The following is a 9,685-nucleotide window of genomic DNA, read 5'->3' on the forward strand; positions in this document are numbered from 1 at the left end:
GTAATCCGTTTCGCTACCGGGCGACCGCGGCGGCGACGTCGTCCAGCATGCCCACGACGGCGCGGGCCACCAGGCGCGGCACCTCCATCTGGGCCACATGGCCGACGCCGGGCAGGATCAGCAGGCGGGAGTCCGGGATCGTGCGGGCCACCTGCACCGGCACCCGGGCGTCGACCAGCTTGTCGTTCAGGCCGCCGATGACCAGCGTCGGCGCCTCGACCCGGGCGGCGAGGCGCCACTGCGAGTTCGGCCCCGGCAGATAGGCCCGCAGGAAGCTGGAGACCAGGCCGCGCAGCGTACCGAGGTAGGCCTTCGGATAGTGCGCCACGGTGTAGCGGAGCTTGATCTCCTCCATCGCCTCGGCCCGGCGCTGCGGGGTGACCTTGCTGGTGTCGCCGAAACACGCGGCGAGGACCTGCTCGGCCATCTCCTCGGCGGTCAGCCGGGCCATCCCCCACGCCAGCAAGCGGTCGGCGCGAGGCAAGGCAAGCAAGGGCAGGACCGGTCCTTGAGCCGTACGCCGGGGGTCGAGGAACGGCATCGCGGGAGAGATCAAAGTGAGGGTGCGGACCAGGTCGGGACGCAGGGCGGCCACGCGCACGGCGATGGAGCCGCCGAGCGAGTTGCCGACCAGGTGGACCGGCCCGCGGCCGTCGTGCTCCAGGTAGCCGATCAGGGTCGCGGCGAACGAGGGGATCGAATAGCGCGGGCTCGGGTCGCTGTAGCCGAAGCCGGGCAGGTCGACCGCCTGCGCGTCGAACCGGTCGGCGAGCAGGCCGGCGACGTCGGTGAAGTTCTGCGACGAACCGCCGAGACCATGGACGTAGACGGCCGGCTCGGCGGTGGAGCTGGTGCCCGGGGTGTCCCGGACGTGCAGCATCGCCCCGCCGATCGTGACCCGGCGGGCGGGCCAGGGTGCTGGTGCTTCGCCCTCCGGCAGCAGTGCGCTGTCGGGGGCCAGGATCGCGCCTCTCATCGAGTCAAGAGTGCCTCAAGCCGGCGATTGACCGCGGCCAGAGTGGCCCGGACCATCGCGTGCCGGTCGTCGCTGGTCACCACGGCCGACCCGGCCAGCTGCTCCACCCAGCCGCCGCACGACAGCAGAAGCACGACGACGGCGACCTGGGAGGCTCCGAACGGGACGGCGGCGGCATGCTCCACGAAGCACCGGGCCGGGCCCTCCGGGTGATCGGAGGCGGAGAGCAACTCGTCGACGGCGCCGGCGGTCGCCATGGCGCACAGGCGCAGCAGATAGCCGTCCACGGCCGGGCCGGTGGCCACACCGGACGCGGCGCGCGGGCCGACGGCCAGCTTGACCTCGACCGTGGCGTCGGCCCCAAAGGTGTTGACCTGGACATTCTCGATGACGACGCGGGGCCCGGGATGCTCACCGGGGTAGAGCGGCCGGGGCGGCCCGCAGTCGACCTCGGCGCCCTCCAGGGTCTCGGAGCTCTCCGGCTTGGAGTGCTGCGCCGAAAGCTCGGCCCGCTGGGACTGCGACTCAGCCGGACGCGCCGGCGCCGAGGTGGTCGCGGCGTTCCGCCCGCCGGATCGCGCGGCCCAATCCGAGCGCGCCGCGTCCGGGCCTGCCCCCGCATCCGAGCGAGTCGCGTCCGAGCGCGCACCCGCATCTGAGCGAGTCGCGTCCGAGCGCGCACCCGCATCTGAGCGAGTCGCGTCCGAGCGCGCACCTGCATCTGAGCGAGTCGTGTCCGAGCGCCCACCCGCATCCGAGCGAGTCGCGTCCGAGCGCGCGCCCCGAGCCGAGCGGACCGCGTCGGGCCCCGCCCCAGAATCCGAGCGTGTCGCGTCCGAGCGTGATGCCGTCTCCGAGCGCGCCGCCGAGTCCGAACGCTCCAGGGTGTCGGGGCGGGTCAGCGAGTCGGGGCGCGCCGGCCCGGATGGAATGGAAGCGGCCGGCGGAACGGAGACGGGCGCCTGCGGCTGCGGCGGCGCTGAGGTGGGGGCGGAGAGGCCGCGAGCGGGAGACGTCGGCGCCGAGGACGAACCCAGGTCAGCGGAGGACCGGGCGGGAGACGTCGGCGCCACGGAAGCGCGGGAGGACGAACCCGAGTCAGCGGAAGACCAGGCCGGAGAGGTAGGCGCACTCGAAGCACGCGAGGACGAAGCCGGATCGGTGGACGACCAGGCCGGAGAGGTAGGCGCACTCGAAGCACGCGAGGACGAAGCCGGGTCGGCGGAAGACCGGGCGGGAGACGTCGGCGCCACGGAAGCGCGAGAGGACGAACCCGAGTCGGCAGAAGACCAGGCCGGGGAAGTCGGAGCCGAGGCGGAGTGGGCCGGGGAGACCGGGGTGGTGGAGGTCGCGGCCTGGGAGGTGGTCGGGGCGTGCGGGGCCGCGGGCACCTGTGGGCGGGCGCGAGGGACCAGTGCGGACGGTGAGACCGGCGCGGGGGCCGGGGACTCGGCCGGTGGCTGCTGGGCCGGCGTGGGCGGGGCGGGCGTGAGCGGGGCCGGCGTGGGCTGGCCCTCGCCCTGCATGGCGGCGTCCAGGCCCATGCGGTCTTGCAGCAGGCGGGCCACCTGGCGGCTGACCTCGGCCGGGTCGGCGCCCTCGGCCAGGTCGAGGCGCAGGCTGTGTGCGCCGGCCGGGGTGGAGCGCAGCGAGGCGTCCCGCACGCCCTCGACCTCACGGACGGCGGCGAGGATCGCTCGCACGTCGAAACCCTCCTGGCGTTCCTCGACGGGCAGCACGTCACCGCGGCGCAGATGAGTGGCGATCCGCGCCAGCGCGGGCGTCTCGGCGGTGGGCTCCACCAATGGCGGCTCCGGAACCTGGGGCACGTCCGGCTGGGCCGGGACGCGCTGGGGCAGCCCTCGCGGGTCGGGCTCGCCGGAACGGTTGCCGAACCCGGCGAAGGGCGGCTCGTAGGCGGGCGGCTCGTAGGGCGCCGGGACGGGCGACTCATAGGACAGGCGGCGCGGGAAGCTCGACGGGTCGTACGCCGGGCGGGACGGCTCGGGCTCCTCGGCGGCGGCCTCGGGGCGGACCCGCTCGACCCGGGGAACGCCCTGGACCGGGGTGTTCAGGGCGTGCCGGGCCGGCTCGCCGCCCTCCCGCTCGGGGCGCCGGGCGTCGGGCGCGGCCGGGCGGACCATCGGCACGGCGGAGCGCTGCCGGGCGATCGAGGGCGGGGGCGGGGCGTCCGGCGTCTCGTCGAGGTCTCCCTCGTACGGATAAGGGGGTGCGCTGTTGGGTGTCGGCACGTCGAAGCGGCGCAGGGACATGAGCGGGTCGCCGGTGCGCAGGCCGGGCTCGCGGATGTCGCCGGTGGTCATGCCGGGGTGGGCGGGCGCGCTGGTCTGCGCGGCGGGCGTCGGCGAGTTGGACAGGCTCTGCGGGCGGGTCTCGGACGACGGGACGGCCGGGTCGGACTGCGGGCCCCGGTGGGAGAGCAGGTCGCTGTAGCGGGGGCGGTTGTCCCAGCGCGGTGCGGGTGACTCGGGCGCCACGGAAGGGGGAATCTCGCCGGTCCGGCCGGCGTCGAAGCTGGGCGGGGCGGAATCGAAGCCGGGCGGGGCGGAATCGAAGCCGGGCGGGGCGGGGTCGAAGCTGGGCGGGGTGGCGTCGACGAAGCCGGGCGGGGCGGGCGCGGGAGAGGGCGCGGGAACACTCGAAGCGGGGACGGCCGATGACGGAAATGCCGGATTGCGCGGGAACGCTCGGCTCTCGGCGGCGGGACGGCGCCACGCCGGCACCTCGGACTCCGGCTCGGCCGCGGGACCTTGATAGGACCAGGGGCTGTCGGCGGTCGCCCAGCCGTTCACCCTGGTGCGCTCACGCGACTCGCCACCGTCGCCGCCCTCCGCGGCTCCGGTGTCTCCGGAATGTCCTGTTTCATCCACCGCGCGCTCCTCGCTCCGCCCCCGCTGAGGCTACCGTGTGGTTGCAGTGGCGATAAGTTGCAGCGGCGCGACAATTGCCCGACGACAGCATCACACGCCGATCCGGGCAATCCGAGCAGGCTCCCCCTGGAGGTTCGACAGATATGACCGCTGCATCCGGCGGGGCCCAGACGGCACGGCCGACCCGGCTGCCGCGCTCCGCGCGCCGTAAGCAGCTGCTGGCCGCCGCCCAGCAGGTCTTCGTGGCGCACGGCTACCACGCGGCCGCGATGGATGACATCGCGGAGAAGGCCGGCGTCTCCAAGCCTGTCCTCTACCAGCACTTCCCCGGCAAGCTGGAGCTCTACCTGGCGCTGCTGGACACGCACTGCGACGCGATAATCGCCAAGGTTCGTGACGCCATGCTCGCCACCGCCGACAACAAGGAGCGGGTCAAGGGCGCCGTCCGGGCGTACTTCGACTTCATGGACCACGAGAGCGAGGCGTTCCGTCTCGTCTTCGAGTCCGACCTGCGCAACGACGCCCAGGTGCGGCAGCGGGTCGAGCGGGTCGAGCAGGGCTGCATCGCGGCCGTCACCGACACGATCATCTCCGACACCAACCTCAGCAGCGACCAGGCCGAGCTGCTCGCCTCGGGCCTGGTCGGCGCGGCCGGGCAGTCGGCCCAGTTCTGGCTGGCGAACGGCCGGCGTACGCCCAAAGCTGAAGCCGAAGCGCTCGTAGCTGCGCTGATCTGGCGCGGGATCGCCAGCTTCCCGCTACAGGGCGGCACATCGGGGGGCGCGGCGTCGGAAATCGGATAGCCTTGCCAGCGGTAGACCCGCGAAAAGGGAGGGCCCCGTGGAGGTCAAGATCGGCGTGCAGCACACGCCGCGTGAGCTGGTGCTCGAGAGCGCGCAGACCCCGGCGGAGGTCGAGCAGGCCGTGACCGAGGCGATGGCCAAGGACAGCGTCCTGTCGCTCACAGATGAAAAGGGCCGCAAGGTGATCATTCCGATCGCCAAGGTGGCGTACGTGGAGATCGCCGAGTCGAGCAACCGTCCGTTCGGCTTCACCACGCGCTGAGATCCGCTCGCTGGATTCGCTTCAGCACCGCCGAGGGCGCCCCTTCATCGCAGGGGGCGCCCTCGGCGTATATCCGCTCTGAGGTGCACGATCGTGTAGTCAGGTAGAATGGCGAAGTTGCCGTCGACGTCGATCTCCTCCGATCGCCGCGGCCAACGCGCGCGCGGCCCGCTTTTCCAGCGTGTGGCCCGCGCCCTACCCATACCGCGCCCCAGACTTCCACGGGCGCACCACGAGAGGCACCCGTAAAACTTCATGACCGACATCGAGTCCAACGAACCCGCACTGGTACCAGTCACCGATCGCGCTCCGGTCCGCGTCGACAGCCCCACCTTCGCCGAGCTGGGCGTCCGTGCCGAGACCGTCGAGGCGCTGGCCAAGGCCGGCATCACCCGGGCGTTCGCCATCCAGGAGTACGCGCTGCCCATCGCGCTGCGCGGCACCGACCTGATCGGCCAGGCGCCGACCGGCACCGGCAAGACCCTCGGCTTCGGCCTGCCCATCCTCGAGCGCGTCACCGCGCCGTCCGAGGGCGCCGACGGCAAGCCGCAGGCCCTCATCGTCGTGCCGACCCGTGAGCTCGGCATCCAGGTCGCCCGCGACCTGGCCGCGGCCGGCAGCACCCGGGGCGTTCGCGTGCTCCCGATCTACGGCGGCGTCGCCTACGAACCGCAGGTCGACGCGCTCAAGAAGGGCGTCGAGATCCTGGTCGGCACGCCCGGCCGCCTGCTCGACCTGGCCAAGCAGAAGCAGCTCAAGCTCACCTCGATCAAGGCGCTCGTGCTCGACGAGGCCGACCGCATGCTCGACCTGGGCTTCCTCGAGGACGTCGAGAAGATCCTGGCCATGCTCCCCGAGCAGCGCCAGACCATGCTCTTCTCGGCCACCATGCCCGACCCGATCGTGGCGCTGTCGCGGCGCTTCCTGCACCACCCGGTGACGATCCACGCCGGCCACACCGCCGAGAGTGCCGCGTCCCCGCTGACCAAGCAGGTCGTCTACCGCACCCACCCGCTGAACAAGCTGGAGATGGTCGCGCGGATCCTGCAGGCCAACGGCCGCGGCCTCACGATGATCTTCACGCGCACCAAGCGGGCCGCCGACCGGGTCGCCGAAGACCTCGACTTCCGCGGGTTCGCGGTCGCCGCGGTGCACGGTGACCTCAACCAGGGTGCTCGCGAGCGCGCCCTGCGGGCGTTCCGCACCGGCAAGATCGACGTGCTGGTCGCCACCGACGTCGCGGCCCGCGGCCTCGACGTCTCCGGCGTCACCCACGTGATCAACTACGACTGCCCGGAAGACCCCGAGACGTACACGCACCGCATCGGCCGCACCGGCCGCGCGGGCGCGACCGGCGTCGCCGTGACCTTCGTCGACTGGGAGGACATGCCCCGCTGGGTCCTCATCGACAAGTCGCTGGGCCTCAACATGCCGCAGCCGCCGGAGACGTACCACACGAGCCCGGCGCTCTACAGCGACCTGGACATCCCGGCCGATGTGTCGGGCACGCTGCCGACCGCCGACCGCAGCCGGGCCGGCCTGTCGGCCGAGGTCGAGGAGGACCTCGGTGGCGGCCGCCGTCGCCGCGAGGGTGGCCGGGGCGACCGGGGTGGGCGCGGCGGCCGGTCGTCGCGCGGCGGATCGGCGCCGTCGAGCTCCGGTCCCTCGAGCTCCGGACCTTCCCAGGGCGACGACGACGCCGAGCGCCCGAAGCGGCAGCGCCGTCGCCGCCGGGTCACGGAGCCGGGCGACGCCGAGGCCGTGACCGGCGGATCGGTCGCCGAGAAGACCGAGGTTGACGGCTCGGACGCGCCCAGCGCGGACCAGGCCGAGGCCAAGCCGCGCACGCGGACCCGTCGCCGGGTTCCCGCACCGCTCTTCTCAGACGGAGCCGAGGGAACCAGCGGAGCCGAGGGAATCGGCGCCGCCGACCGTACCAACGCCGCCGACATCGCCGACACCAAGTCCGGCCCTTCCGACATTTCGGAAATGTCGGGCTCGGGAGCCGCGGACGGTGGCTCGAGGGCTGCGGATGGCAGCTCGGGGGCCTCGGACGGCGACGAGGACGGTCAGCCGCGCCGCCGCCGTCGTCGCGGGGGCCGGGGCAACCGGGGATCCGGTTCGGGTTCCGCCGCCGCCGAGGCGTCGGACGAGCCCGCCGCGGCCGCCGCACCCGCCGAGATGACCGGGGGCTCGGAAGCTGGGGTCGGTACGACCGCCTGACCCCGTACACCCCAATGGTCTTGGAGCCCCGTCACCTAGTGGCGGGGCTCTTCGCCTAAAGCGGCACAGGCGTCGCGGTACATCCGAACCGCCTCGGCGCGCACCTGGCGGCGCTCGGTGAGGTGCTCCGAGAACCGGATGCGCACCGGCACCTCGATGCCGTCGACCACCGCGGCGAACTCCATCGCGTCGGCGTCCAGGCCAGACACCCGCGCCGCCGTCGCCGACGGCATGCCGCCGAGCGCGCGCACGATCAGCACGTTGTCGTCGGCGTGGTCGCCGTTCATGTGCCGGGCGATCTGCTCCACGACCTCGGGCGTGAACGGATCCGTCATGTCAGCTCCATTTGTGATGCAGCTCGGTGAGCACGCCGATGTTGAGGCGGTACGCCTCGGCGACCTCCGCGATGAACTCGTTCTGCTGCGGGTACGACCACGGCACGCCGTCGAGCAGGCCGCGGTAGTGCGCCTTGAACGAGGCCGGTTCGACGCCGGCGAAGTGGAAGAACCGGTGCCCGTCGGGGCTCGGCAGGCCGTACGCCCGGGCGATCGCCGGTCCCAGGTATTGCCCGCCGGAGAGATCGCCGATGTAGCGGGTGTACTGATGCGCGACGAAGCCCGTGGCGGCGCGGAAGGCCACGTCACGCAACCGCGTGCAATAGACCGTCGTGGCCGGCAGCGCGGTCGCCTGGTCGAGCCAGTTCGCCCCGTACAGGAAACGCAGGTCGGCTTCGAGCGACGGCAGGCGCCGCAGCTCGGGGAAGAGGAAGGTGGCGACGACCGGATCGTCGGCCATGGTCGTCGCGGCCGACTCCAGCGCCTCGTAGACGAACCAGTGCTGCGCGGTCAGATCGGCGTAGGCCTCCCAGCCGAGCCGGCCGGCCGCGAGGGCGTCGAGGAAGCCGCTGCGCTGGGCGGCGTCATGCCAGGCACTGGTGCCGCGGCGCACGCGGACGGAGAGCCGGTCGGCCCCGGGCGGGTCGGCCATCAACGACATCGACGTGGCACCTCGCTTCTCGCGCCGACAGCGTAGCTTTTCCGCTCCGAGGCATCATTGAGGGATGCCCTCATCGCTCGACGACGCCCTGGCCGAGGTCCGGGACATGATCCTTGCTCCCGGTCTCACCCGTGCGGTGGCGGCGGGCAAGCGTCGTGGTCACACCCCTTCCATCGTTCGTGCCGAGGTACGGCCGGTGACGCTCAAGGCCGGACCGAAGTTGCAGATCGTCACCAACGACGGTTCCCGGCCGTTCACCCGCAACGTCGATCCCGGCTCGCCGGTCATCGACGAGCTGCTCGCGGAGCCGTTCGGCAACTGGCACGTCGAGTCGGCGACGGGCACGCTGCAACTGCGTGTCACCAAAAAGGGTGACGCTCAGCTGCATCGGTCGGCCGCGGTCGTGGCTCCGGCGGCCGGCGATCACGACCGGGCCAAGCAGTGGCTGCTCGATCCGGGCGACCCGCTCTTCAAGGTCATCGGCGGCAACGCGGCCAAGCGCCGCCAGGTCGACGCGTTCCTGAGGTCCCTGGCCGCCTCACTGCCGGCCGAGCTGCCGTCGCCGCTGCGCGTCGTCGACCTGGGCTGCGGAAACGCTTATCTGACGTTCGCCGCCTACCGCTATCTGGCCGGCCGGGGCGTGAAGGTCCAGGTCGTCGGGGTCGATGTCCGGGAGGATCAGCGCGTACGCAACACCGAGGTGGCCGCCGAGCTGGGGTGCGCCGAGGATGTGACGTTCGTGGCGGGCACGATCGAGGACGCGCGGGTGCCGTTCGACCCCGATCTGGTGCTGGCGTTGCACGCCTGTGACACGGCCACCGATCAGGCGCTGGCCCGGGCCGTGGACTGGAACGCCGAATGGGTGCTGGCGGCGCCGTGCTGCCACCACGACATCGCGGCACAGCTGAAGGGACGCCCGGCGCCGGCACCGTTCGGCGAGCTGACCAGGCACGCGATCATGCGCGAGCGGTTCGCCGACGTGCTGACCGACTCGCTGCGGGCCGGCCTGTTGCGGCTGCGCGGCTACAAGGTCGAGGTGGTCGAGTTCATCGACTCGGCTCACACGCCGCGCAACCTGCTGCTGCGCGCCCGGAAGACCACGACTCCGCCCACCGACGCGCAGCGGGCGGAGTACGAGGCACTGACGACCCAGTGGGGCGTAACGCCGGCGCTGGAGAAGATGCTCGCCGGCTAGGGCCTGTCCTGCCGATCAAGCGAGTGCGAGGCGAGGTCCAGGTGGTGGCTGGCGTCGGGCGCGGCGCGCCGGCATCCCGGTGCTGGATGTCGGTGTGTCGCGGCTGCCGTCAGCCGCCACCTGGGCCACGCCGCAGCCCCGCTTGATCGGCAGGACAGGCCCTAGCTTGATTTTTAACCGGTGCGGCGTGGGCGGGGAGTGGTTGATTTCTTCGGTTTTTTGTTGCTGTTGGCGGGTTTCGTGCTGGTGACGGTGTGGACGTCGTGGCGGGTCGTGGGGTGGGTGTTGCGGCGGCCGGGTGGCCGTCCGGGTCCTGGCTGGGAGGGTTTCGGCGCGGCG

The 9,685-nt window shown here is 72.5% G+C and carries 8 protein-coding genes; 4 read left to right on the forward strand and 4 right to left on the reverse strand.

Annotation, left to right across the window (positions count from 1 at the left end):
* Positions 1-13: 13 nt before the first annotated feature.
* Positions 14-976, reverse strand: coding sequence for an alpha/beta hydrolase (locus tag CRP55_RS26610; protein ID WP_097322848.1), 963 nt, complete (start codon positions 974-976; stop codon positions 14-16).
* Entirely contained in the window at positions 973-3,867 is a 2,895-nt protein-coding gene (locus tag CRP55_RS54925; protein ID WP_245923385.1) for a hypothetical protein, read from the reverse strand. The genes CRP55_RS26610 and CRP55_RS54925 overlap by 4 nt, the downstream gene beginning before the upstream one ends.
* Positions 3,868-4,010: 143 nt before the next feature.
* On the opposite strand from CRP55_RS54925, the gene CRP55_RS26625 reads away from it, so the two are divergent.
* The 3 genes from CRP55_RS26625 (at position 4,011) to CRP55_RS26635 (ending at position 7,155) form a co-directional block, all read left to right on the forward strand.
* Positions 4,011-4,670, forward strand: coding sequence for a TetR/AcrR family transcriptional regulator (locus CRP55_RS26625; RefSeq protein ID WP_097322849.1), 660 nt, complete (start codon positions 4,011-4,013; stop codon positions 4,668-4,670).
* A 37-nt stretch (positions 4,671-4,707) separates the two neighbouring features.
* Complete coding sequence (locus CRP55_RS26630; protein ID WP_097322850.1) at positions 4,708-4,932, forward strand: DUF3107 domain-containing protein; 225 nt, start codon at positions 4,708-4,710, stop codon at positions 4,930-4,932.
* Between the two features lie 255 nt (positions 4,933-5,187).
* Positions 5,188-7,155, forward strand: a complete 1,968-nt coding sequence (locus CRP55_RS26635; protein ID WP_097322851.1) for a DEAD/DEAH box helicase — start codon at positions 5,188-5,190, stop codon at positions 7,153-7,155.
* Between the two features lie 35 nt (positions 7,156-7,190).
* On the opposite strand, the gene CRP55_RS26640 is transcribed toward CRP55_RS26635, so the two are convergent.
* Both CRP55_RS26640 and CRP55_RS26645 read right to left on the reverse strand, forming a co-directional pair.
* Complete coding sequence (locus tag CRP55_RS26640; RefSeq protein WP_097322852.1) at positions 7,191-7,490, reverse strand: DUF2470 domain-containing protein; 300 nt, start codon at positions 7,488-7,490, stop codon at positions 7,191-7,193.
* A gap of 1 nt (position 7,491) precedes the next feature.
* Positions 7,492-8,151 carry a biliverdin-producing heme oxygenase gene (locus CRP55_RS26645; protein WP_097322853.1) on the reverse strand — a complete coding sequence of 220 codons (660 nt, stop codon included), beginning with the start codon at positions 8,149-8,151 and terminating at the stop codon, positions 7,492-7,494.
* 64 nt (positions 8,152-8,215) lie between these two features.
* Between CRP55_RS26645 and CRP55_RS26650 the strand changes: the two genes are divergently transcribed.
* A complete protein-coding gene (locus CRP55_RS26650) occupies positions 8,216-9,346 on the forward strand; it encodes a class I SAM-dependent methyltransferase (protein ID WP_097322854.1) in 1,131 nt (376 codons plus the stop codon).
* The last annotated feature ends 339 nt before the right edge of the window (positions 9,347-9,685 follow it).

It is taken from the genome of Paractinoplanes atraurantiacus (assembly GCF_900215205.1).
In the GTDB taxonomy this organism is placed as follows: domain Bacteria; phylum Actinomycetota; class Actinomycetes; order Mycobacteriales; family Micromonosporaceae; genus Actinoplanes; species Actinoplanes atraurantiacus.

Bases quoted from the DNA above. Each gene is read 5' to 3' on its own strand.
- CRP55_RS26640 (WP_097322852.1), bottom strand. From the start codon at position 7,490: ATGACGGATCCGTTCACGCCCGAGGTCGTGGAGCAGATCGCCCGGCAC.
- CRP55_RS26610 (WP_097322848.1), bottom strand. From the start codon at position 976: ATGAGAGGCGCGATCCTGGCCCCCGACAGCGCACTGCTGCCGGAGGGC.
- CRP55_RS26645 (WP_097322853.1), bottom strand. From the start codon at position 8,151: ATGTCGTTGATGGCCGACCCGCCCGGGGCCGACCGGCTCTCCGTCCGC.
- CRP55_RS26635 (WP_097322851.1), top strand. From the start codon at position 5,188: ATGACCGACATCGAGTCCAACGAACCCGCACTGGTACCAGTCACCGAT.
- CRP55_RS26625 (WP_097322849.1), top strand. From the start codon at position 4,011: ATGACCGCTGCATCCGGCGGGGCCCAGACGGCACGGCCGACCCGGCTG.
- CRP55_RS26650 (WP_097322854.1), top strand. From the start codon at position 8,216: ATGCCCTCATCGCTCGACGACGCCCTGGCCGAGGTCCGGGACATGATC.